The 23,745-nt window shown below is 59.9% G+C and carries 17 protein-coding genes and 1 pseudogene; 9 read left to right on the top strand and 9 right to left on the bottom strand.

The window, feature by feature from the left end; all coding sequences use genetic code 11:
- Nucleotides 1-3: 3 nt before the first annotated feature.
- Entirely contained in the window at nucleotides 4-1,092 is a 1,089-nt protein-coding gene (locus WHJ28_RS10765) for a PTS sugar transporter subunit IIC (protein WP_340042124.1), read from the bottom strand.
- Between the two features lie 491 nt (nucleotides 1,093-1,583).
- On the opposite strand from WHJ28_RS10765, the gene WHJ28_RS10770 reads away from it, so the two are divergent.
- Entirely contained in the window at nucleotides 1,584-3,017 is a 1,434-nt protein-coding gene (locus tag WHJ28_RS10770) for a M20/M25/M40 family metallo-hydrolase (protein WP_340042125.1), read from the top strand.
- Here WHJ28_RS10770 and WHJ28_RS10775 read toward each other — a convergent pair.
- The 6 genes and pseudogenes from WHJ28_RS10775 to WHJ28_RS10800 all read right to left on the bottom strand — a co-directional run bounded on the left by WHJ28_RS10775 (nucleotide 3,010) and on the right by WHJ28_RS10800 (nucleotide 8,787).
- Nucleotides 3,010-3,255, bottom strand: coding sequence for an RNA-binding S4 domain-containing protein (locus WHJ28_RS10775; RefSeq protein WP_087267740.1), 246 nt, complete (start codon nucleotides 3,253-3,255; stop codon nucleotides 3,010-3,012). The genes WHJ28_RS10770 and WHJ28_RS10775 overlap by 8 nt on opposite strands.
- Before the next feature lie 318 nt (nucleotides 3,256-3,573).
- Nucleotides 3,574-3,864 (bottom strand): annotated as a pseudogene (locus WHJ28_RS10780) (HU family DNA-binding protein); the annotation flags it as partial.
- A gap of 45 nt (nucleotides 3,865-3,909) precedes the next feature.
- A complete protein-coding gene (gene mazG, locus WHJ28_RS10785; protein ID WP_340042126.1) occupies nucleotides 3,910-4,698 on the bottom strand; it encodes a nucleoside triphosphate pyrophosphohydrolase in 789 nt (262 codons plus the stop codon).
- Between the two features lie 37 nt (nucleotides 4,699-4,735).
- On the bottom strand, nucleotides 4,736-6,496 hold the full coding sequence (locus tag WHJ28_RS10790; RefSeq protein WP_340042127.1) for a putative polysaccharide biosynthesis protein: 1,761 nt from the start codon (nucleotides 6,494-6,496) through the stop codon (nucleotides 4,736-4,738).
- A 12-nt stretch (nucleotides 6,497-6,508) separates the two neighbouring features.
- A complete protein-coding gene (locus WHJ28_RS10795) occupies nucleotides 6,509-7,810 on the bottom strand; it encodes an amidohydrolase family protein (protein WP_340042128.1) in 1,302 nt (433 codons plus the stop codon).
- A 149-nt stretch (nucleotides 7,811-7,959) separates the two neighbouring features.
- On the bottom strand, nucleotides 7,960-8,787 hold the full coding sequence (locus WHJ28_RS10800; protein WP_340042129.1) for a purine-nucleoside phosphorylase: 828 nt from the start codon (nucleotides 8,785-8,787) through the stop codon (nucleotides 7,960-7,962).
- Between the two features lie 192 nt (nucleotides 8,788-8,979).
- Between WHJ28_RS10800 and WHJ28_RS10805 the strand changes: the two genes are divergently transcribed.
- The 3 genes from WHJ28_RS10805 to rny all read left to right on the top strand — a co-directional run bounded on the left by WHJ28_RS10805 (nucleotide 8,980) and on the right by rny (nucleotide 12,935).
- Complete coding sequence (locus tag WHJ28_RS10805; RefSeq protein WP_340042130.1) at nucleotides 8,980-10,230, top strand: putative DNA modification/repair radical SAM protein; 1,251 nt, start codon at nucleotides 8,980-8,982, stop codon at nucleotides 10,228-10,230.
- Between the two features lie 107 nt (nucleotides 10,231-10,337).
- Nucleotides 10,338-11,120, top strand: a complete 783-nt coding sequence (locus WHJ28_RS10810; RefSeq protein WP_340042131.1) for a TIGR03915 family putative DNA repair protein — start codon at nucleotides 10,338-10,340, stop codon at nucleotides 11,118-11,120.
- Nucleotides 11,121-11,387: 267 nt separating this feature from the next.
- Entirely contained in the window at nucleotides 11,388-12,935 is a 1,548-nt protein-coding gene (rny, locus tag WHJ28_RS10815) for a ribonuclease Y (RefSeq protein ID WP_340042132.1), read from the top strand.
- A 516-nt stretch (nucleotides 12,936-13,451) separates the two neighbouring features.
- On the opposite strand, the gene spoIIID is transcribed toward rny, so the two are convergent.
- Nucleotides 13,452-13,700, bottom strand: coding sequence for a sporulation transcriptional regulator SpoIIID (spoIIID, locus tag WHJ28_RS10820; protein ID WP_087267768.1), 249 nt, complete (start codon nucleotides 13,698-13,700; stop codon nucleotides 13,452-13,454).
- 133 nt (nucleotides 13,701-13,833) lie between these two features.
- The gene (locus WHJ28_RS10825) at nucleotides 13,834-14,736 is read right to left on the bottom strand and encodes a LysR family transcriptional regulator (protein WP_340042133.1); all 903 of its coding nucleotides are present in this window, start codon (nucleotides 14,734-14,736) and stop codon (nucleotides 13,834-13,836) included.
- A 254-nt stretch (nucleotides 14,737-14,990) separates the two neighbouring features.
- Here WHJ28_RS10825 and WHJ28_RS10830 point away from each other — a divergent pair, with 254 nt between their 5' ends.
- From WHJ28_RS10830 to WHJ28_RS10850, 5 genes are all read left to right on the top strand, one after another.
- Nucleotides 14,991-15,914, top strand: a complete 924-nt coding sequence (locus WHJ28_RS10830) for an MBL fold metallo-hydrolase (RefSeq protein ID WP_340042134.1) — start codon at nucleotides 14,991-14,993, stop codon at nucleotides 15,912-15,914.
- A gap of 79 nt (nucleotides 15,915-15,993) precedes the next feature.
- On the top strand, nucleotides 15,994-17,286 hold the full coding sequence (locus tag WHJ28_RS10835; RefSeq protein ID WP_340042135.1) for a cytosine permease: 1,293 nt from the start codon (nucleotides 15,994-15,996) through the stop codon (nucleotides 17,284-17,286).
- A gap of 364 nt (nucleotides 17,287-17,650) precedes the next feature.
- A complete protein-coding gene (locus WHJ28_RS10840; RefSeq protein ID WP_340042136.1) occupies nucleotides 17,651-18,526 on the top strand; it encodes a DUF2156 domain-containing protein in 876 nt (291 codons plus the stop codon).
- Between the two features lie 192 nt (nucleotides 18,527-18,718).
- Nucleotides 18,719-20,407 (top strand): sigma-70 family RNA polymerase sigma factor, encoded by a 1,689-nt coding sequence (locus WHJ28_RS10845; protein ID WP_340042137.1) that lies wholly within the window; start codon nucleotides 18,719-18,721, stop codon nucleotides 20,405-20,407.
- Between the two features lie 126 nt (nucleotides 20,408-20,533).
- Complete coding sequence (locus tag WHJ28_RS10850) at nucleotides 20,534-23,635, top strand: S-layer homology domain-containing protein (protein WP_340042138.1); 3,102 nt, start codon at nucleotides 20,534-20,536, stop codon at nucleotides 23,633-23,635.
- Nucleotides 23,636-23,745 lie beyond the last annotated feature (110 nt).

The raw sequence follows: 23,745 nt of genomic DNA on the forward strand, positions 1-23,745 counted from the left end.
CGGTCAGTCCAGCTTCAGATCTCCCTCTTTGATCCAGCCGATCCTGCGGAAGAACAGGCCGAACAGCCAGGTGAGGACGGCGGGGAGCACAAAGCAGATTAGGATCATGCCCGTCCAGTCCATGGCGGTGATGGCGGCCTTGGCCCCGGTGGCCACGTCGTTGACCCAGCCGGTGTACACCCCGATGGGGCCCACCATGCCGCAGGTGCCCATGCCGGAGGCCACGCCGGAGGCAGGGTCGTTCATCTGGAACCCAAAGACACAGGTGGCCAAAGGCCCGGTAATGGCGGAGGTGAGGATGGCAGGCAGCCAGATTTTCGGGTTTTTCACGATGTTGCCCATCTGGAGCATGGAGGTGCCCAGACCCTGGCTCACCAGGCCGCCCCAGCGGTTCTCCCGGAAGGAGAGCACGGCGAAGCCCACCATGTTGGCGCAGCAGCCCGCCACCGCGGCCCCGCCCGCCAGCCCGGTGAGGCCGATGGCGGCGCAGATGGCCGCCGACGAGATGGGCAGGGTAAGGGCGATACCGATGACCACCGATACCAGAATGCCCATCCAGAAGGGCTGGAGGACGGTGGCCCACTTGACGAAGTCACCCAGAGCGGAGGCCGCCGTACCGATGGCGGGGGCCCACAGGGCGGACAGTCCCACACCGGAGAGAATGGTCACCAGAGGGGTAACCAGCAGGTCGATCTTGGTCTCCTTGCTGACCACCTTGCCCAGCTCGGCGGCGATGACGGCGATAAAGAGCACCGCCAGAGGTCCGCCTGCTCCCTTGCCGCCGTCCAGGGTGGTGGAGCCCAGGGCGTTGGCGGCATAGCCCACCGTGGCCAGGGAAAAGAGCACCAGGGGGGGCGACTGGAGGGCGTAGCCAATGGCCACTGCCATGGCAGCGCCGCTCATGGCCGAGCAGTACCCCCCCACCTCCACCAGGAAGGCCAGCCCCAGCTGCTTGCCCAGGGTGTCCAGAATGGTGCCGATGAGCAGGGAGCAGAACAGGCCCTGAGCCATGGCCCCCAGGGCGTCCACGCCGTACCGCTTGGCGGAAATCACAATGTTTTTCTTCTTGAGAAATGCCGAAATCTGTCCCATAACCAGTTCCTCTGTCAAAAAGTCATTACAGGTGTCATGACACCTTAATGCACTATTATAATGCGTATTGAACAAAGCCTTGGCTTTGTTCAGGTGCAAAGTTTTTGGACAAAATACTTCAAAAACCTTGCACCTTCCGCTGATGCGTTGAGACGCACCAGCGGAAATACGCATTGTAACAATGGCTGAATTCCATAAAAGCGGCTTTCTTGAGCCGTTTTTATGGAATTGCGCGGCTACCGCCGCGCAAATAAACCGATTTGCGGTTTATTCAATAGACATTATTATAACGAGAGAGGAAATTTTGTCAAGGAAAAGATGCCGGGTTTCGTGGAATGTGGTAAAATAGGGCAGAAAAGCAATTATAAAACCTTCCCCCCTCAGGGGGGAAGGTGGCCCAGAGGGCCGGATGAGGGGGCCCCCTCATCAGTCTCGCTGCGCTCGATAGCTTCCCCCCTCAGGGGGGAAGCTATATAGAAAGGATGAGCTCTGTGACAGTATCCCATCGTCTTGGTCCCCGGGCGGATATTACCGCCGGGGTGATTACTACCTTCCGCACCCTGTCCCGCCACCCCCACCCCTCTCACCACGAGGAGGCAGTGGGTCAGGACTACATGGAGTTTCTCCGGGGCCTGGGCCTCTCCCCCGTCCGGGATGAGGCGGGCAACGTGATGGCGGACTGCCCCGCCACCCCGGGCCGGGAGGGCGAGCCTCTGCTTATCCTCCAGGGCCATATGGACATGGTGTGTGCCGTCTCTCCCGGCAGCGGCTTTGATCCCCTCACCGATCCGGTGACCATTCTGGAGCAGGACGGCTATCTGTGTACCGACCGCCATTCCTCTCTGGGGGCGGACAATAACCTGGGCAATGCCGCCGCCCTGTGGGTGGTACAGCAGGGGGTGAGTCACGGTCCCCTGCGTTTCCTCTTTACCGTAGGCGAAGAGATGGGCCTGGAGGGGGCCAAGGTGGTGGACCCGGCCTGGCTGGCAGGGGCGGCCTGGCTGCTGAACACCGACGGCTTCCATCTGGGGAGAGCCATCGTGGGCTCCGCCGGAGGGCGGCGGGAGTGCTGGACCCGTGCTCTGGATACCTGCCCGGCACCCGATGGCGAGGCCTGGCGCATCTCCATCACCGGCGGCGCCGGCGGCCACTCTGGCGACGACATCCACCTGGGCCGCATCAACCCCATCAAAGTGCTGGCGGCCTGGCTGAAGGATCGGCCCGGCCTGGCGGTGGCCGACTTTGCCGGCGGCTCCGCCTTCAACGCCATTCCCGCGGCGGCCGAGGTTGTGGTGGTGGGCCAAAAGCCAGATTTGAAAGGGCTGGAGGAGGCCATTCTCCTCTTCCGGGCCACCGATCCCAACCTGAAGCTGGACCTGTCCCCTGCCTCCCGGCCCGAGACGGTGTGGACGGCAGATTTCCGCCGGGAAGTGCTGGACCTGCTCACCGCCCTGCGCCACGGGGTGTACGCCATGGACCCCCAGTTCCCCGGCGTGGTGGGGGCCTCGGTCAACCTGGGCGTGGCCCGGCGGGAGGAAAATACCTTCGCCGTCCGCCTCTTCCTCCGGGCTGCCCGGCAGGAGGACGAGGGAGCCATGGCGGCGGACAACCGCCGGTTGGCGGAACAGGCCGGCTTCTCCCTCACCGTCACCGGCTATCCCGGCTGGCCGGGAGATAAAAACAACCCCCTTGCCCAGGTGCTGGACCGGGTGTACCGGGCCCAGACCGGGCGGGGGCTGGAAATCAATATGGTCCATGTGGGGCTGGAGCCCTCGGTGTTCCGGGCGAAGGCGCCGGGGCTGGTAATGGCCTCCACGGGGCCGGATATTCTGGACGCACACTCGGTGGACGAGCGGGCGCCCCTGGCAGGGCTGGCGGATTACGCCCTGCTGCTGGCGGGACTGCTGGAGGAGACCCTCAACTGAGCAGCTCCTTGTACAGGGCGGGAGCATCGGCCTTGCCCACGTGCTCGGCCACCGACAGCACCTCCACTTTCACGGTGCGCTCGCCGAAGCGCAGCTCCAGCACGTCGCCTACCTTCACGTCATAGCTGGCCTTCACCGGCCGGCCGTTGGCGGTGACCCGCTGGTTGTCGCAGGCCTCGTTGGCCACCGTCCGGCGCTTAATGAGCCGGGAGACCTTGAGCCATTTATCCAGGCGCATATGAAGTCCTCCTTGTTCTATCAAAAAAATCATATTACAAAAATGCCCGTCCTTCCGGACGGGCATCAGTCTGTGAAAAGATCTCCCCCAAGGGAAGCCTCGCAGAGTTCCGTCGCCCGCAGGCGACGGAATCAAATCAGAATTAGTCCTTTCCCAGGACATATCCTGGGAAAGGACTCTTCTCATGACGGATGGGGTGACTATTTCACAAGAAATCGAGCCCCATCCGTCATGCAGCCCTTTGCCGGAAAAGACCCGCGGTCTTTTCCGGCAGTCTCATGCCCGTCCTTCCGGACGGGCAATTTTTATCAGGTCAGATTACTGAGCCACGACGTCCTTCAGGGCCTTGCCGGGCTTGAACACGGGCACCTTGGAGGCGGGGATCTTAATGCTCTCCTTGGTCTTGGGGTTGCGGCCGGTGCGCTCGGCACGGCACTTCACCTCAAAGGCGCCAAAGCCCACCAGCTGGACCTTATCGCCCTCGGCCAGGCACTGGGAAATGACCTCGATGGCGGCGTTGATGGCGGTCTCGGTATCCTTCTTGGACAGGCCGGCCTTCTCGGCGGCCGCATTGATCAGTTCAGCCTTGTTCATGTTGCTGCTTTCCTCCTGTTTTGCTCTGTTGTACTTGTTATTTACTTAAGGCGTCTGCCTTTAAGTTTCCTTGGCGTGCTCCCATAGCTTGTCCAGTTCTTCCAGAGTCATGCCCTCCATGGACTGATTCTGGGCGGCGGCCTGCTCCTCCACCTTGGCGAAGCGGCCGATGAACTTGTCGGTGGCCTGGCCCAGAGCCTCCTCCGGGTCTACCTTCAGAAAGCGGGAGACGTTGACGGCGGAGAAGAGCAGGTCCCCCAGCTCCTCCTCCACGTTGGTGCCCTCGGCCACGGCGGTTTTCAGCTCCTCCAGCTCCTCGGACAGCTTGTCCAGGGCGCCGGAGATATCCGGCCAGTCGAAGCCCGCCTTTTTGGCCTTTTTCTGCACCTTCTCGGCACGCCACAGGGCGGGCAGAGAGCGGGCCACGGCGTCCAGGGCGTCGGTGTTGGTGGCCTGGCCCTTTTCCCTGCGCTTGAGCTCCTCCCAGTTGGTGAGCACCTCGCCGGTGCCCGACACGCTCACGTCCCCAAACACATGGGGGTGGCGGTAAATGAGCTTTTTGCACACGCCGTCGGCCACATCGTCCAGATCGAACCGGCCGGCCTCCTGTTCCATACGGGCGTGGAAGAGCACCTGGAGCAGCACGTCCCCCAGTTCCTCCTTCAGGTGATCGGGGTTTTGCTCGTCAATGGCCTCCACGGCCTCATAGGCCTCCTCCAGGAAGTTGCGGCGGATGGACTCATGGGTCTGTTCCGCGTCCCAGGGGCAGCCGCCGGGGGCGCGGAGGATGCGTACGATCTCCTCCAGGTCCCGGACGTCATAGGAATCCTTATACTGAAAATCTACCATATTTCAAGGCCTCCTGCAACCTCTTTTTCCAAAAAACTCAGCGGATGCGCAAGAGTTTCGCGATCTTATCGCCCTTGGGCATCATTTCCAGGTCCTCCCTGGACAGCACCTTCAGCACCACGATGAGGATGACGTACACCACCACGCCGGCCAGGATGCCGCCGCCGGTGGCAATGGCGTTCATCAGGAAGGAGCCGGAGAAGAACCGGGCCAGCAGACCCTGGCAGCCCCAGGCCGCCGCCGCCATAAGGAGGGAGGCGATAAGGGGCTTGACAAAGACGGGGATGAGCCGGGGGGGATGGGGCACCATCCGTTTGATGACGATGAGGTTGAGCACCGACACCACCACAAAGCAGGTCAGGGTGCCGATGGGGGCGCCGTAGATCATGAACTTGGGGTTGCCCACCAGGGTGTAGCTGACGATAACCTTGGCCACGCCGCCGATCACCATGGTGATGATGGGCAGGTTGATGATGCCGTTGGCCTGGAGGATGGCGGAGGCCACCACCTGGATGCACACAAAGAGGGAGGCGATGCCCAGGATGGACAGCAGGGGTCCGGCGATGGTCTCATCCACGTTGCCCACGGTGAGCAGCTGGATGATGGGGGTACCCAGGGCGAACAGGCCGAAGCCGCAGGGCAGGGCGATGAGGGCGGACACCCGCATGGCGGACTCGGTGGTGCGGTGGGCGCCCAGGCCGTCCCGCCGGGCGATGCAGGCGGACACGGCGGGCACGATGCAGGCGGTAAAGGGAACCATGAGGTTGAAGGGCAGGTTGTAGATGCTCATGGTCTTGCCGTAGATACCGTACAGTCCCCGGGCGGAGTCCAGCACCGGGTTGAGCTGGGTGTCCGGATTGGTGAGCACCTCCGCCTGGAAGGCGGCCAGGTTGTCCTGGAAGATGGCCACGGCCTTGGGGAAGATGTCCAGCACGCTGTTGGAGATGCCGGTGAGGCCGTCCTGAATGGCGGTGAACACGGTTTGCAGCTGGCTCTGCACCAGGTTGGTGTCAATGAGGTTGACGATGGACAGGGTGCAGGAGCTGAGGGTGATGGGAATGGCCAGCTTGAGCAGGTGGGAGAGGATGCTTCTGCTGCTGTCGGGCACGTCGCTGGAGGGGGTCCGATCCCGCCGGTTGGTGCGGATGTGGTTAAAGACCAGATAGCACACCGACAGAATGGAGCCGATGGACACGCCCAGCAGAGCGCCGGAGGCGGACAGCCGGCTCTTCAGGTCCTGGTCGGGGATGGCGGAGTTGAGGATGAGGAAGGCCAGGGCCAGGCCCAGGAACATCTTGGACAGGGCCTCAATGACCTGGGAGACGCCGGTGGGCACCATGTTCATGTGGCCCTGGGCGTAGCCCCGGAAGGCGGAGCAGATGCAGGTACACAGCACCGCCGGAGACAGGGCCAGCACGGCAAAGACGGCCTTCTTGTTCTGCAGCACATATTTGGCCACAATGGGAGAGAACACCGACATACACACGAAGCTGAGCAGGCCCATGAACAAAAAGGCGAAGAAGGCCACCTGGAACACCCGGGACTTCTGGTTCCGGCGGCCCAGGGTGTTGCACTCGCTTACCGTCTTGGACAGGGCCACCGGCAGGCCTGCGGTGGAGATGGTGAGAAAGAAAGTGTAGATGTTGTAGGCCGCGTTGAAGTCGCCGTAGGCCTCGTCGGACAGCAGGGCGGTCAGTGGGATCTTGTAGATGGCGCCGATGACCTTGACGATGATGGTGGTCATGGCCAGAATGGCCGCCGCGCCGTAAAAGCTATTTTTCTTCTGCTGGTTTGACAACGGTAGTCCCCCTTAATGGTTCTGGAACAGCAGGGGCAGGGCGTAGTCCGCCACTTCCCGTCGCACCCGCTCCAGGTCGATGGTCAAAAAGTCTCCATCCTTGTATATGACCTTGCCCCGGGCCATATTCATCACCACATCGGAGCCGTGGGCAGCGTAGGCCAGGTTGGAGATCACGCTGTGGCAGGGGGTCAGGTTCAGGTGGGAGAAGTCCACCAGGATCAGGTCGGCCTCATAGCCCCCCTGAATCACGCCGGTCTGGCGGCCCAGGGCGATGCCGCCGTCCCGGGTGGCCATCTTCAGGGCGTCCAGAGGCAGCAGGGCCAGGGGATCGCAGCCCGCTCCGTTGTGGAGGATGGCGGCAAACTTCAGGTCGCTGAAGAAGTCGGTGCAGTTGTTGGAGGACACGCCGTCGGTGCCCAGACACACGTTGACCCCCGCCTTCTTCATGGCGGGCACCGGGGCGATGCCGCTGCCCAGCTTCAGGTTGGAGATGGGGTTGTGGATGGCGGAGATCCCCTTCTCGGCCATGATGGCCCAGTCCTCCGGGGTGGTCCACACGCAGTGGGCGGCAATGGCACGGCCGTCCCACACGCCGTAGTCGTTGAGGGTCTGGATGGGGGTCTTGCCGTGGCGGGACAGGCAGGCCTCATGCTCGGCGCGGGTCTCGGAGATATGGACGTGCATCCCCAGATCGTGCTCCCGGGCGTAGTCGGCCATCCACTGCCACAACTCCTTCCGGGAGGTGTACTCCCCGTGGATGGAGGCGTCGATGCGGATCTGACCGTCGTTGTAGTTGTGCCACTTCTCGGTCAGTTCCCGCTGGACCACGCAGTCGTTGTGGGTGGCGGGGTCAAAGGTGTCCCCGAAGAGCACGCCGCCGCAGCACAGGTTGGCGCTGATGCCGGCGGAGGCCACCTCCTGGGCGATGATGTCGGTGTGCATATACATATCGGCAATGGAAGTGACGCCGGAGGCGATCATCTCCGCCAGACCCAGAGTGGTGCAGGCCCGGACGGCCCGGTCGTCCCAGCGGGCTTCCACCGGGAAGATGTAGTTGTGCAGCCAGTCCTGCAGGTTGTTGCCGTCGCCGTAGCCCCGCATGGCGGTCATGGGCACATGGGTGTGGGCGTTGACAAAGCCGGGCATGAGCACGTTGCCGTGGCCGTCGATCTCCTGATCGAAGGGGCCCCAGGGCCGCTCGGTGCCCACCGAGCGGATCTTGGTGCCCTCCACCACCACATAGGCGCCCGGCATAACGGTGCCCGCCTCGTCCATCAGCACGGCGGTGCAGTTGTGAATGAGAATAGACATGGTTCTTGTCTCCTTTGGTCGTGATAAAAGGATATGGGCGGGGGAGACAGCCTTCCCCTGGGGGAAGGTGCCCCAGTGTGTACACTGGGGCGGATGAGGGGAAGAATATCGTCTGCTGCCCGAGCCGGTCTGTATTTCCCCGCGCCTGATTACCCAATCTGCTTCAGGCAGGAGAGCACCAGCCGGGAGAACTTGTCCCTGCAGGCCTCGGCAGCCTCCAGCACCTCCTCCTCGGAGAGGGGCTGGTTCAGGATGCCGGCGGCCATGTTGGAGAGCAGAGTAAAGCCCAGCACCTGCATCCCGCAGTGGCCGGCCACGATGACCTCGGGGGCGGTGGACATACCCACCGCGTCGGCCCCTGCCATGCGGGCAAAGCGCACCTCGGCGGGGGTCTCATACTGGGGGCCGGGGAAGTACATATACACACCCTCCTTCAGGGGAATGCGCAGATCCTTGGCGGTCTTGCGGGCCAGCTCCTGGAGGGCGGGGGTGTACAGGTGGGAGGCGTCGGGGAAGCGGACGCCGAACTGGGGCAGGTTCTCGCCCCGCAGGGGGGACTCCATGAAGATCTTGATCTGGTCGGTGATGAGCATCAGGTCGCCGGCCTTCCAGTTCATGTTGACGCAGCCGGCGGCGTTGGTGACGATGAGGGTATCGCAGCCCAGCAGCCGCAGCACCCGGACGGCGTAGGCCACCTCCTCGTAGGAGTAGCCCTCGTAGTGGTGCATCCGGCCCTGCATGACGGCCACGTTCTGGCCCTCCAGAGTGCCGAACACCAGGCGGCCCTTATGGCCGGGGGCGGTGGAGGCCTTGAAGTGGGGGATCTCCCCGTAGGGCACGGCAATGGGGTTTTCCACAATGTCACCCATGTAGCCCAGGCCGGAGCCCAGGATCATGGCCACCTTGGGGGCAAAGGTACCAATCTTGCCGCGGATGTAGTCGGCGCTCTCCTGATACTGTGCAAAGGTATAGTTCATAAAAAATCCTCCTTAACAGCGGATAACATGAATGGTTTCGTTTCTATTAAAGGTTAATCTATGCAATTATACACCTTGTAATAGGAAAAAGCAATGAGGATTGCAGGGCGGAATGGGGAACAAAAGTTCCAGAACTCCCCTCTTGACTGGTACGTTTGTTCGATATATAATGGAGCCAAAGGGGGGAGCACAGTGGATCTGATGGACAAGCTGACCATTCTGGCGGACGCGGCCAAGTATGACGCCGCCTGCACCTCCAGCGGGTTGGACCGGCGGGGCAGCAAAGGCATGGGGAGCACCATGGCCGCCGGGTGCTGTCACTCCTTCTCCGCCGACGGCCGGTGCATTTCCCTGCTAAAGGTGTTATACACCAACCGCTGCATCTACGACTGCGCCTACTGCGTCAATCGCCGGTCCAACGACCTGCCCCGGACGGCCTTTACCCCAAGGGAGCTGGCGGAGCTGACCATCGGCTTCTACCGGCGCAACTATATCGAGGGCCTCTTCCTCTCCTCGGCGGTGTGGGTCAGCCCCGACCGCACCACCGAGGAGATGATAGCCGCCCTCTCCCTTTTGCGGGGGGAGTACGGCTTTCACGGCTATATCCACGCCAAAGCCATCCCCGGGGCCGACCCGGCCCTCACCCAGCGGCTGGGCCAGCTGGCTGACCGCTTGTCCGTCAACATTGAGCTGCCCAGTGAGGACAGCTTGCATAAATTGTGTCCCGACAAGGAGAAAAAGGCCATTCTGGCCCCCATGGCCCAGATCCGGGACGGCATCACCCAATCCAAAGGGGAGCTGGTGAAGTACAGGCACGCCCCCCGGTTTGCCCCGGCGGGCCAGTCCACCCAGATGATCATTGGCGCCACTCCCGAGAGCGACAAGCACATTTTGACCCTGACCCAGGCCTTATATGACCAATATAAGCTGAAGCGGGTGTTTTTCTCCGCCTATATGCCGGTGTCCGACAGCGCCCTCCTCCCTGCCCGGCGGGACTTCAAGCCCCCCCTGCTGCGGGAGCACCGGCTGTACCAGGCCGACTGGCTGCTGCGGTTCTATCACTTCCGGGCGGAGGAGCTGCTGGACGAGGCCCACCCCAACTTTGACACCCGGGTGGACCCCAAGTGCGCCTGGGCCCTGGGGCACATGGAGCAGTTCCCGGTGGAGGTGAACAAGGCCGACTACGAGACCCTGCTGCGGGTGCCCGGCATCGGGGTGGTGTCCGCCCGGCGGATCCTGACCGCCCGGCGGGTGGGACCCCTCACCTTCTCAGGCCTGAAAACCCTGGGGGTGGTGCTGAAACGGGCCCAGTATTTCATTACCTGCTCGGGAAAGATGCTGGAGGGGTTAAGGGTGAACCCCGACGGGGTGCTCCGCCACCTGGTGGCCCTGGAAAAGCCGGCCCTGGCGGGGAATGAGCCGGAGCAGCTGTCCCTGTTTTAAAGGGCGGCGGGCCGTCGGGGACGCCGGCCCCTACGCCAAATCGTAGGGGGCGGCCTCTGGACGCCCCGTTGCCTGCCTGTCCTATCCCGGTGTGAAAGGAGGTCCCTATGGATTGGCCCAGGTTTTCCTATTCCTATGACGGCAGTTTTGCCGGGTTCCTTACCTGTGTGTTTGAGGCCTACGCCAATAAGGAGGAGCCCGCCTGTTTCCTCACCTACGGGGACGGCCGGGTGACCCTGTGGCCCGAGCGGACGGTGGACACCGACGACCAGAAGGCCCGGCGGGTGTACCGCTCTCTGGACCGGAGCATGAGCCAGCAGGGCCGCCGCCTGGTGACTTACGGCTTTCTCACCTGCCTGGAGGAGCGGGAGCTCCATCTGTGGGACTTCCTCCGGCTGGGCTATGAGCGGGGCCCGTCGGTGGTGCGGGATCTCACCGACCCCCGGGTGGCCGTCCTGGGCAAGGCGGTCCAGCACCTGACCCACGAGGCCCACCTGCTTAAGGGTTTCACCCGCTTTTCCGACCAGGACGGGGCCCTGGTGGGAGAGATCGAGCCCAAAAACCGGGTACTCCCCCTGCTGCGGCCCCACTTTGCCGCCCGCTACCCCGGGGAGAAGCTGGTGCTCTACGACCGCACCCACCGGGAGGCCCTGTTCTGCCAGAGGGGGAAGTGGGCCATCGTGCCTCTGGACCGGTTTGATCTGGCCCCACCCAGGGCGGGCGAACTGGATTGGCGGGCCCTGTGGCGGCGGTTTTATGATACCATCGCCATTGAGGGCCGCTATAACCCCAAATGCCGCATGACCCATATGCCCAAACGGTACTGGGGTACCATGACGGAATTTCAGCGGGAGGAGCCCCCTGCCCCTGGCTCTATCGTACAGATTTGAACACAGGCTGTCCGACGCGCTGCAAAATTGCGGCGCGTCCTGTTTTTTCCCGGGAAATCAGGCAGGAAGGGATTCTTCCGGAGACGAATTTTCTTGACAGAAGAGGCGGACAGCCTTAAAATAGTTTCGGTGCATTTTTTGAAGGGCAAGGGGTACGCTCTTCAAATTTTTGTGCGGGTCGGACAAATCCGTGCCCGCCGCCCACATGGGAATTGAACAAAACGATTGAACGAAAAATCCAAACAGATGGAGGTGTGAACCCGGCTCATGTTGCCTATTATATTAGCAGCCGTCATCGCGTTCGTGGTCGCGGCTGTGGTGTTTTTTGTGCTCGGCATCCAGTACCGCCGCCGCGTGGCGGAGAAGGAGATATCCAGCGCGGAGGAGGAGGCCAAGCGCATCATCAACGAGTCCATCAAGAGCGCCGAGAGCAAGAAGCGCGAGGCCCTGGTGGAGGCCAAGGAGGAGATCCTCCAGGCCCGCAACGAGTACGAACGGGAAGTAAAAGAGCGCCGGGCCGACCTGCAGAAGCAGGAACGGCGCTTGCAGCAGAAAGAAGAGAACCTGGACCGCAAGACCGAGAACATCGAGAAGAAGGAGGACACCCTGCAGCGCAAGCTGGCCGAGCTGGAAGAGGCCCGGGAAGAGGTGGCCACCGTCAAAAAGACCCAGATGGAAGTGCTGGAGCGCATTTCCGGCTTCACCGCGGAGGAGGCCAAGGATTACCTGATCAGCCAGCTGGCCGAGGAAGTGACTCACGAGTCGGCCATGAAGGTGCGGGAGATCGAGGCCCAGTTCAAGGAGGAGGCCGACCAGCGTGCCAAGGAGATCCTGTCCCTGGCCATCCAGCGCTGCGCCGCGGACCATGTGGCGGAAGCCACCGTCTCTGTGGTACCCCTGCCCAACGATGAGATGAAGGGCCGCATCATCGGCCGCGAGGGCCGCAACATCCGCACGCTGGAGACCCTGACCGGCGTGGACCTGAACATCGACGACACCCCCGAGGTGATCACCGTCTCCTGCTTCGATCCTGTCCGCCGGGAGATTGCCCGGCTGGCGCTGGAGAAGCTGATCCAGGACGGCCGCATCCACCCCACCCGTATCGAGGAGATGGTGGAGAAGGCCAAGCGGGAGGTGGACGCCACCATCAAGGCCGAGGGCGAGCGCGCGGTCTTCGAGACCAACGTCCACGGTCTGCACCCCGAGCTCATCAAGCTGCTGGGCCGGATGCGCTACCGCACCAGCTACGGCCAGAACGTGCTCAACCACTCCATCGAGGTGTGCCATCTGGCGGGCCTGCTGGCCGCCGAGATCGGCGCCGACGTCACCGAGGCCAAGCGTGCCGGTCTGCTCCATGACCTGGGCAAGGCCATCGACCACGAGGTGGAGGGCTCCCACGTCCAGATCGGCGTGGAATTGGCCCGGAAGTACCGGGAGAGCGAGAACGTGATCCACGCCATCCAGGCCCACCACAACGATGTGGAGCCCCAGACGGTGGTGGCCTGCCTGGTTCAGGCGGCCGACGCCATCTCCGCTGCCCGGCCCGGCGCCCGGCGGGAGAACCTGGAGAACTACATCAAGCGTCTGGAGAAGCTGGAGGAGGTCACCTCCTCCTTCCCCGGTGTGGAGAAGTCCTACGCCATCCAGGCGGGCCGGGAGGTCCGCATCATGGTGGCGCCCGACAAGGTCAGCGAGGACCAGATGGTGCTGCTGGCCCGGGACATTGCCAAGAAGATCGAGGAAGAGCTGGAATACCCCGGCCAGATCAAGGTGAATATGATCCGGGAGACCAAAGTGGTGGATTACGCCAAGTAATCAAAGAGAGTAAACCGGCGGGCTGCGTCAGCAGCCCGCCGGTTTAGACTGTCGAAAAAGCCCCCTGGCCAAAGGTTTCGGAGGGAAGGATAGTGTGAAAGGGACAGACTGTCAAAAAAGGCAGAACTGATACAAGAGAGAAATAAGTTCTTGCACCGCGGAAAAGCCCTCGGCAGAGTTTTGCCGCCCGCAGGCGGCAAAACAGAGTCAGAAGCTGTTTTTTCCAAGGACATGAGCCTTGGAAAAAACACTTCTCAGCCCGCAAGCGTGCGCGCTTTGCGTGTGCGACGCAGCGGGCTGCATCCCCTCGAAAAAATGCTTGCATTTTTGAGAAGCGTGTCGAGCTTTCTCGACACGCTGAGGGAACCGTCAGGGTTCCCTTTCGCGTGCAATCAAACAACTTTTGAGGACTTATGGAAGGCCTCAAAAGTTTAGCAGACAGTCAAAAAAGTGGCCGCAGCCACTTTTTTGACTGTCTGAACCGGCGGGCTGCGTCAGCGGCCCGCCGGTTTTTGCTTAAATGCCTTTGTACTTCCGCCGGGTGGCGATGCCCCCCCGGATGTGGCGCTCGGCCTTGTTCTCCTCCAGCACCCCCTTTACCTGAAGGTACAGGGGCCGGTTGAAGGAGGGCAGGCGTTCGCTGAGATCCTTATGTACGGTGGATTTGCTGATGCCGAACTGCCGGGCGGCGGCCCGCACCGTGGCACGGTTCTCTATGATGTAAAGCGCCAGCCGGCAGGCGCGTTCCTCGATGTTCCCTTTCAAGCAGCAACACTCCCCGTTTCTTTCACTGGTGGAGTGTATGCAGGCGTGGGATATATCATGCCTGTGTGGATGCGGTGAAACCGGTGGTATATGCCCTATCGGCAGCACCGGCACCTCTTTATGAAAGGTTCAGTTAAATGGAATCAGACATTTCCCGTACATAGTTGATACAGTGTTCGATAAAAGAAGTATGGGCTGGGGATAAAAACTTATCTTTATGATAAATCAGAGTAAAGGTTCGTTTGTCATGGATGCCGTCTACCGGAAATTCGCAAAGCGTACCATCCCGCAGTGATTCATACACCAGATGTCTGGGCACATATGTGATTCCGAGGTTTTGCTTGACAGCCGAAGACAGCGCTGTGTTGCTGATGCTTTCCCACTGGGGGATGATAGGCGCATTGTCGGAAAGTGCATTAAAATGAGAGTCCAATAAATACCGGGAAGCACTGCTCTGGTCTCTCAACAGCAACGGCTGTGCCATAAGCTCATCGATGGAAACATTTTTTCGTTTGGCGAAGGGGTGCTGTGGTGTACAGACAAACACCATATCGTCTTCATAAATCGTCTTTGTGAAGATCTGGCTGTGATCTGCGTTTTGCTCCACGATCCCAATATCCAGTTGATTTTTCACAATGGCCTGCACAATGTTTTCCGATGTGTTGATTTGTACAACCACTTTGTTTTTTGGAGAGATTTTGCCGAAAGCGGCCACCAGTTTAGGCAGCAAAATTGCACCTACGGCAATGCTTCCTCCTACCCGCAGAATACCGCCGGCACTGCTGTCGCGCAAGCTTTGTACAGACTCGTCGCTCAACGCAATAATACGGCTTGCGTACTCTCGAAGCCGCTCTCCCTGAGGCGTGATGTGAATACGCCTCGCAATACGGTCAAACAGCTTTACGCCATAATATTCTTCCAACTCAGAAACAGCCAGGCTTACCACGGATTGGGGCAAATAGAGATTCTCTGCCGCTTGGGTGATCTTACCTGTGCTGCACACCTCCAAGAAAATTCGCAATTGCCTGAGTGTCATGTTCAGATTCCTTTCATCGCATTTTATATATGATGTTCATCATATTATAGTATTTTTCAAAAAGGACTACAAGTGATATAATGAGCCAACAAAAAGGGGGGCTTTTCGTCAATATGGGCCTGTTTCCGGCTTGAAAGGTGCGGCCGCACAAACGCGCAGGCGGGCAGGACCATTACCGGCAACCCTTTCTGGCGTACACATTTCCTGGAGCGGACATCAAACCACTGCCGCTCTATTGTGAAAGGAGTTCTACCATGAAAACGGATGTTGCAGCAAAGCCGAATCCAATTACGATCTATTTGCTGGGCACAGGCGGCCCGTCCTATCAGGCAAATCGTTTCGGGCCTGCTACACTGGTAAAAGTCGGCGATTCTCATTTCCTTTTTGACGCCGGCAGAGGGGTGGGACAAAGAATCTACGAGTGCGGTATTCCCCTTGAGAAAGTAGACAAAGTATTTCTTACCCATCTGCACAGCGACCACACGGAGGGCCTGCCCAATCTGTGGATGGCGCCGTGGTTCTTGATCGCACGGCCCAATCTGCATATTTGGGGTCCCCCAAAAACAAAGCCCATGACAGATGGAATTGTCCAAATGTTTGCAGAGGACTGCAAAATGCGTCCCACCAGCTTTGCAAAAAAAGAATATCTGCCCATGTACGTCCAGGAATTTGAAAAAACGGGTGTTATTTATGATGATGGAGAGGTAAAGATCACTGCGTTTGAAGTCATCCATGTCCCCAACTATCCTGCGTTTGGCTTTCGCCTGGAGCATAGAGGGCGGGTAGTGACCCTTACCGGAGACACCACCTATCACGAAAATATTATTACATACGGAAAAGATTGTGATGTCCTGGTGACCAATGTAAATGTCGTGGACGAGGAACGGCTGAAACATTCCCCTTGGACCGCCATGATCATGTCGAGACAAACCACACCGGAACAAGTCGCTGACATTGCCAACAAAACAAAGCCCGGAATGACCGTACTGTCCCATGTAAGCAAAATGGGTTACTCTGGCATCGAGGGGGACAATCGCATTGTAGAGCGCGTAAAAGCCTGCTATGACGGGCCTTTGTGCATGGCTTACGACCGTATGCGGGTCGAGATTTCTCCCGATGGTGATATAGAGGTATTTGCTCCCAATGACATCACCAATTTGCCCGATCTGCGTGATTAAGAAAACTGGATTGAATGGCTGTTTGGTTTGAGAACTGTTGTCCATAGATATTGATTGCCGCGTAAGGAGGGATTGAACAATGAGCAAATCCAACCAATCCAGCACATATGGCACAGACTCCATTCGAGCGGATGGAAGAAAGAGCTGGGTAAGCATCTTTGTTATTATGGCGGGCATGATTTTTGCCGTATCCAAGGTGGTCTACGGCGGAAAAGTGGGTACATTCCTTCCGTTGAGCCAGGCGTTTTGGGCGATTCTGCTGGGCAATGTACTTTTGACACTGGTTACGATACCGGTCGCCGGCATCGGAGCGGATACCGGCCTGGGCGTATTTGAGTTGGTAAAGTACAGCTTTGGCCAGGTGGGAGGAAAATTCATTATCGTTTTGCAGCTGCTTGTTCGGCTGGGCTGGGCCGGCATCGGAACCATACTGGTGATTGAACTGCTCTCCTTTTATATTCCTTTTTTGGCCACTCCTGTTGGCTTTGCCATTGCCGGCATTTTAATCAACCTGCTGTTTATTGTAACGGTGTGGACCGGCTTTGACGGGCTGAGCATCATTTCAAAACTTGCGGTGCCGCTGATCCTTGTCATATTTGTCATTGCGCTGTTTCAGGTGGAACGGCTGCATGGCATTGCCTCCGTCATTACCAAAGAACCCACTGACCCCAAATCGTTCTTTTTTGTCGTAAATGGAATCTTTTTTTCCTGGATTGGTGCGGTCATCAACAGCCCCAATACGCACCGCTTTGCACGGTCCAGAAAGGATTCCGCCGTCGCAATCGCTCTGGCGTTTGTTTTGTGTGCGCCAATCGTCTATGGCGTGGGAGCCATCACATCGCTGGCCACAGGATATGGAGATGTTCCCAATATCTTTAATGCGTTGGGACTCACCAGCCTTTCCGCCGTTCTTGTGCTGCTGCTGACATGGACAACAAACTCCGAGTCGTTTTACAGCACCTCGTTGGGCTTTACGTCCCTGCTTCCCATCAAAAACAAGGCAGTGATCCTGCTGTTCCCATTTTGTATCTCCACTGTTTTTACGCTGGTGGATCTGTACTCCTCTTTTATGCTTTGGGTAGACTTTACCGGCTTTATTTTCTGCCCTGTCATTGGCGTGCTGATTGCAGACTATTATGGGTTCAAGCGCAAGTATAAAATGACGGCAGATAAAATTGAGACAAAGATTTCTGTGGCGTCTGTTGTTGGTATTGCGGTGGGCATTGCCACCAATCTTCTGATTCCGCTTTATGGCGCCATGCTGGGCATCGTAACGTCTGCGCTGGCATACTACGTCATGAACCGCTTTGTTATCCCGGACAAGACCTTAAAGAAGGCGCTGGAAACATCCGCCGAGGAAGAAGTCCTGTAAGTATCCTTTGGAAAAGTGCGAATAAAATGAAAAAAGGCGGCATAGGTCAGCCCGTTTACGGGCACTGACCTATGCCGCCTTTTTGTCTGTATGGGCGTTTGCTGTCCTGCCTGGATGGGCCATTCCACGCGTTCCTCCACTGGCGGAGTATATGAAGGGGGCCCACAGATATTTCTGCCCAGGCAGGAAAGGGACTTGTAATGTAGAGCGGGTTGGTAGATAATAGAGGGGCGTCAGAGCGAAAAATGGGCCGTCTTATGGAAGAAAAAGGACAAAAAAGGGTATGATACCGTGGAGACGCCGGTCTCCGCCGTTTCAAGCCGGGCGGCCCTTCATCTTAAAAGATTACGGAGAACGAGACTCTATGCAATTCAAGCAACTGACACTGAACGAGGTCCCCCTTGTTCAGCCCTGTTTCCGGCAGATGAGATCCAGGACCTGCGACTTTACCGTGGGCGGAATGTTCATGTGGCGGAATTACTATAAAATGGAGTATGCCATGGACGGAGGGATCTTTTATTCCCGCCTCCACGACCAGGACGGCCAGGTATACTACAATCTCCCCCTGGGGGGCGATATGGCCGCCGGCATCGAGGAACTCAAGCAGCTGACGGCGGGCGGCCCGCTGCGGTTCTGCACCGTCCCGGAGTGTGATCTGGAGGAAATTCAGGCCATCTGTCCGGGGTGTACCGTCAGCGAGCAGACCGATTTCGCCGACTACCTGTATCAGGCCTCCGATCTGGCCCGGCTGGCGGGCAAGCGGTACAGTGGCCAGCGCAATCAGATCAGCCAGTTTAAGCGGGGCGTGGAGGGGTGGTCCTTTGAACCCCTGACCGCCGGAAACCTGGGGGCGGTGGAGGCCTTTTTCACCCAGACCTATCTGTCCGGCGCGGGCGCCGGGGACACGGAGCGGGAGGAAAACCGCCGGGTCCTGGAGGTGCTGCAAAACCTGGACCGGTACGGCATGGTGGGGGGCGTGCTTACCGCCGACGGGTCCATCGTGGGCTTCTCCCTGGGAGAGATCGTCAACGACACCCTGTTCACCCACATCGAGAAGGCGGACCGAAGCTGCAAGGGCGCCTATCAGATGCTGGTCAATCAATTTGCCGCAGCCTACGCAGGGGAAAACGTGACCTATATTAACCGGGAAGAGGATATGGGGGACCCGGGCCTGCGGCGGGCCAAGCAGGCCTACCACCCCATAGAACTGCTGAAAAAATATGTGGTTGAGGTAATGTGACTGAACAAACTGAGCGGGACGCGCCTTTTCAGGGTGCGCCCCGCTTTGTCTTTTTGTACCAGTCAGATATTTCAAGCAAGAAAAAATGGTGGTACAATGGAGTAAAACTGAGGTAAAATTTCCGTGAGGATAAAACCGGCGGAGTCTCTTCCGGCACCAACAGACAGAAACGTTCCAAAGGGAGGAAGTCATATGCAGCTTTTGTCCGATCTGTCCAACACCGAGGCGGTAGCCCGGCTTCGGGCGGGGGATGAGGAAGTCTTCACCCAACTGTATCAGGCCTGTTACCGCATGGTCTATCTCCAGGCCATGAAGATCCTGGGGCAGGCTGATCAGGCTGAGCAGGTAGTACAGGATGTGTTTATCACCGTGTTCCGCTCCATCGACAAGCTGAAGGACCCGGAGGCTCTGCGGTCCTGGATCGGCGGTATTGCGGTCCGGCTGGCCCTCCATCAGCGGAAGATGCTGACCGACTCCCGTGAGTTCGCTCTGGAGGAGGAGGCTATGTTTGACCTTCTGGATTCCGGCCCGCCTGTGTCCTCGCCGGAGGATACCCTGTGTGAGCGGGACACGGGCCTGATTTTGGGAGAGCTGGTGGACCAACTCCCCGATGAGCAGCGCACCGCCGTCATGCTCTACTACTATGACCAGTGCCCTGTTAAACACATTGCGTCTATTCTGGAATGCGCCGAGGGCACGGTAAAGAGCCGCCTGAACTATGCCCGTAAGGCGCTGGAGAAACTGATCCTTCAGCGGGAGCAGCGGGACGGGGTGCGGCTCCATGCCCTCAACCCGGGCCTGCTCTTCCTGGCTCTGCTGCTCCAGGAGCAGAATCTGGCGGTGGACCAGCAGGCCATGGAGCGGGGGCTGCTGGCCGTCAAGGGGGCCCTGGGCCTCACCGCGGCGGCAGCGGCGGGCTCTGCCGCGGGGGTTTCCGCCGCAACTGCCGCTGCCACCACCGCCTCCACGGCCGGCGGCGGTCTGACCCTGGGCAGCAAGCTGGCCATCCTGCTGGTGGCGGGGGCTGTTGCCACGGGGGGCGGCGTGTTTCTGGCCACCCGGCCCCAGCAGGAGCCTCAGCCCAGCGTTCCGGTGATGGCTGTGGTCTCCCCCACCCCGTCCCCCTCTGCTGTGCCCTCCCCTGACGCCACAGCCACGCCGTCGGCCACCCCCAGTCCTACTCCCTCGGTCACGCCCACAGCCACGCCCAGTCCCACGCCCACAGCCACCCCATCCGCCACCCCCAGCCCTACCCCGTCGCCCTCTCCCACGCCTGCCGCTACTCCAAGGCCCACGGCCACGCCCAGGCCAACCTCCACACCTACGCCCACCCCGGTGGTGGAGAACCGGAGCATGAGCGCTGAGCTGGGGCGCGGCTACAGCTTTGGAGGACAGTGGGGAAATCTGAACCCCTCTGACGCCGGTCTGCCGGCGGGGTTGAGCTACAGCTCTTCCAATCCCAGTGTGGCGCCCATTGACAGTTCCGGCTGGTTTACCATCCTGTCCCCCGGCACGGTGGTGCTGACGGCTGTCAGCCCCCGGGAACCCGACGTCCACTATACCATTACGGTGCAGGCCAAGGATGAAGTGCCCTGGGACTACCAGTTGGACGGCATCACCCTCAATGTGGGGCAGAGCCGGTATCACGGATTTTCTTCCTATTCCCTGTATACCAACTTTACCATTGCCTCTACCGCATGGAGCAGCAGCGATCCGTCGGTGGTGACGGTGGGCAACCAGGAGCCCACAATCTGTCAGCTCACTGCCAACGCCCCGGGCACAGCCACCATCAGCGGCGTAGTCACCTTGCGCGTGGATAGTCAGGAGGGCGTGCTGACTTTTACCGACAACGTGTCCTTCCAGGTCACCGTAAACGCATAATGACCGGGACGCGGTCGTTGGAAAAAAGTTAAAAAATTTGTCCGGCCTTAAAACCAGTCTGCCGGTTCAGAACACTAACAGACAAAGCCCCTGCAACATCCCAAATCAAGAGAAGGAGAATGCCCGATGAAAAAACGATCTTTACGACTGCTTTCCTGTCTGTGTGTTCTGGCTATGGTCATCTCCATGCTGCCGGCGGCCTGGGCCGCGGAGCTGACGCCCCTGAGATCCAACATTGCCGGCGGTACCTACAACGGCAACTGGGCGGTGCCCATTGACGCCTACCTGTACCAGGACGGCGACAACCTGGTGCGGGTGGAAAATTTCAAGGGTGTCAAAATCGTCGATGCCCAGGGAAATTTCATCAAGTGGAGCGCCTATCCCAGGCTGGTGGCTGAGACCTACGACAGCAGCTTCCGGCTGATCTCCTCGGTGGATCTGGAGATGGAGCTGGACCTGTGGGGCGGCTTCTATGCCGGTGAGGACTACAACTTCCTGATCTTCGGCCAGGAGAACCCCAGTGAGGACGACAACGCCGAGGTCATCCGGGTGGTGAAGTACGACAAGGACTTCAACCGCCTGGGCCAGGCCAGCCTGCGGGGGGCCAACACCACCATCCCCTTTGACGCCGGCAGCCTGCGGTGCGACGAGTACAACGGCTACCTCTATGTGCGCACCAGCCATGAGATGTACCGGTCGGGCGGCGGGTTGAACCACCAGGCCAACCTGACCTTCTCGGTGCGCCAGTCCGATATGACCATCACCGACGGCTATCACGACGTGGTGGCCAACAAGGGCTATGTGTCCCACTCCTTCAACCAGTTCATCCTGGTGGACAGCCAGGGCCGTCTGGTGGCCCTGGACCACGGCGACGCCTACCCCAGAGGGGCCTGCCTGTCCCTTTACGACAACAAGGCGGGGAGCGACACCTTCGCCAACGGCTGCAAGACCTTCAACCTGACCACATGGTCCGGCAGGGTGGGCGAGAATACCACCGGCGCCAATGTGACCGACCTGGCGGAGACCGCCTCCGGCTACCTGGCGGCCTACAGCAGCACCGGCAAGGGCTCGGCCTCCACCATCGGACAAGACCCCATGAACATCTTCCTGAGCTATACCAGCAAGGACGATATTTCCCCCAGCGGCACCACCGTGCGCCAGATCACCTCCTGGCCCAGCGGCTCCGACCTGTACGGCTCCCAGCCTGTGCTGGTCCCCACCGGTCCGGAGGGCGGCTACATCCTGTGGCAGCTGGCTGAAAAATGGGATAACGGCTACTATTACAATAAAGAAAGCGTTCAGTATGCCGCCTATTCCGCCGACGGCACCGTCTCCGACATTAAGACCGCCGACGGCGTGCGGCTGTCCCGCTGCCATCCCATCAGCTGGGACGGCAAGGTGGTGTGGTACTCCACCTTCGATTCCACGCCCGTGTTTTATGTACTGGACGGCTCCGGGATCCACTCCTATCCCGTTGGGGAAAGCGGCGGGCAGCAGCCTGATCCCGACCCCACCCCCGACCCGGAGCCTACCCCCGACCCCGGCGATGCCCACTCAGTGGGCGTGGAGCGGATGCTGGCCGCCCCCACCATTGACTCCGAGGCCGCCCTTAAGACCGACGGCTCTGTGTGGATGTGGAGCGCCTCGGCGGCCGACCTGGGCAAGTACAATCAGGAGGACCAGTACGGAAACCGTTACCAGGACACCCCTGTCAAGGTGATGGACGACTGCCTGTCCGTTGGGAACTTCTGGTGCGTCAAAAAGGACCATTCCCTGTGGATGTGGGGCAATGCGAGCGCCATCTCCGGAAATTACAGGGACCAGGGCAAACAGAGCCAGCCTATCAAGGTGATGGACGATGTGTCCTATTTTGACGGCAACTACCTGTGCTATGTGGCCCTCAAGACCGACGGTACCCTGTGGGGCTGGGGAGATATGAGCTGCATCACCGGCGACAACAGCCGGCAGGACATGACCTCGGTGTACGAGGCGGTAAAGCTGATGGACAATGTGAAGCAGGCCCAGTGTACCGGCTGGGGCTGGATGGCCCTGAAGGAGGACGGCACCCTGTGGTCCTGCGGCATCAGCAACCTGTCCAACCTAAACGCCCAGGACTATGTTTTTGGCAACCAGCTGATTCCCCTCACCCACATCATGAACGACGTGGCCGCCTTTGACCTGGGCTGGCAGAACACCATGGTCATTAAGAACGACGGTTCCCTGTGGACCTGGGGAGACAGCTCCTGCGGCCAGATCGGCAACGGCGGAGACTATGGCGAACAGCAGGGCAACAGCTATTGGTACGACACTCCCTACAAGGTCATGGACGACGTGGTGTATGCCAGCGCCGGCAGCACCGCCTACGCCATCACCAGTGACGGAACCCTCTACGGCTGGGGCCGCAACGAAAATAACCAGCTCAACCGTGCCGGCGGAAACTACACCAGCCTGGGTAATCCCTACGACGAAGTGACGTGTCAGTCCACCCCCGTGGTGGTGGCCAAGGACGTGTATGCCGTGTCGCACAGCGATGACTACGGCGTGCTGTTCCTGAAGAAGGACGGCTCTTTGTGGGTGTGCGGGCCCAACATCAGCGGCGACCTGGGGATTCCCGGAGTAGACCGGGTGGATACCCTGACCAAGCTGATGGACGGCGTGGCTCTGCCCGGCGGCGGTGAGAGCGGCAGCATCTCCTTCCGCGACGTGCCCGCCGGCCAGTGGTACGCCGACTATGTAGCGAAGGCCGCCCAGGCCGGCCTGATGAAGGGTACCGGCGGCGACAAGTTCAGCCCCAACGGCACCCTCACCGTGGCCGAGGTGGTCACCCTTACCGCCCGGCTCCATGCCGATCGCCAGGGGGAGAGCGTTCCCGCCTCTGACGGCGTATGGTACCTGGGCGCCTACAACTACTGCGTGGATCAGGGCCTGTTTACCACCAGCGAGGTGCCCCTGTCCACCATGCTGAACAAGGCCACCCGCTTCCAGATGGTGGACCTGCTGGACCGGGCGGTGCCCCAGGAGGAGAAGCAGGTCATCAAAGTGGTGTTCAACGGTGAGGTACCCGACGTACACGAGACCGATCCCTACGGCCCCGTGGTCTACCTGTGGTACCGGGCCGGCATCGTGGAGGGAGACAGCAATGGAAACTTCCACGGTGATACCAATATCAGCCGGGCGGAGACGGCAGCCATTCTTTGCCGCCTGGCTGGACTGACCCCTCGGGTATGACACGGCACCTGCCTTTATTTGGACAACAATTTTATGGAATTTAACCTAGGATAATGTAGAAACCACGCAAAATATGATAAAATAAAGTACTCATATTTTGTACTGGGGGG

Source organism: Flavonifractor porci (genome assembly GCF_037572415.1).
Lineage (GTDB): Bacteria > Bacillota > Clostridia > Oscillospirales > Oscillospiraceae > Flavonifractor > Flavonifractor porci.

Coding starts and splice junctions, on each gene's coding strand:
- WHJ28_RS10765 (WP_340042124.1), bottom strand. CDS start 1,092: ATGGGACAGATTTCGGCATTTCTCAAGAAGAAAAACATTGTGATTTCC.
- WHJ28_RS10775 (WP_087267740.1), bottom strand. CDS start 3,255: ATGCGCCTGGATAAATGGCTCAAGGTCTCCCGGCTCATTAAGCGCCGG.
- mazG (WP_340042126.1), bottom strand. CDS start 4,698: ATGGTAGATTTTCAGTATAAGGATTCCTATGACGTCCGGGACCTGGAG.
- WHJ28_RS10795 (WP_340042128.1), bottom strand. CDS start 7,810: ATGTCTATTCTCATTCACAACTGCACCGCCGTGCTGATGGACGAGGCG.
- WHJ28_RS10800 (WP_340042129.1), bottom strand. CDS start 8,787: ATGAACTATACCTTTGCACAGTATCAGGAGAGCGCCGACTACATCCGC.
- WHJ28_RS10810 (WP_340042131.1), top strand. CDS start 10,338: ATGGATTGGCCCAGGTTTTCCTATTCCTATGACGGCAGTTTTGCCGGG.
- rny (WP_340042132.1), top strand. CDS start 11,388: ATGTTGCCTATTATATTAGCAGCCGTCATCGCGTTCGTGGTCGCGGCT.
- WHJ28_RS10825 (WP_340042133.1), bottom strand. CDS start 14,736: ATGACACTCAGGCAATTGCGAATTTTCTTGGAGGTGTGCAGCACAGGT.
- WHJ28_RS10830 (WP_340042134.1), top strand. CDS start 14,991: ATGAAAACGGATGTTGCAGCAAAGCCGAATCCAATTACGATCTATTTG.
- WHJ28_RS10835 (WP_340042135.1), top strand. CDS start 15,994: ATGAGCAAATCCAACCAATCCAGCACATATGGCACAGACTCCATTCGA.
- WHJ28_RS10840 (WP_340042136.1), top strand. CDS start 17,651: ATGCAATTCAAGCAACTGACACTGAACGAGGTCCCCCTTGTTCAGCCC.
- WHJ28_RS10845 (WP_340042137.1), top strand. CDS start 18,719: ATGCAGCTTTTGTCCGATCTGTCCAACACCGAGGCGGTAGCCCGGCTT.
- WHJ28_RS10850 (WP_340042138.1), top strand. CDS start 20,534: ATGAAAAAACGATCTTTACGACTGCTTTCCTGTCTGTGTGTTCTGGCT.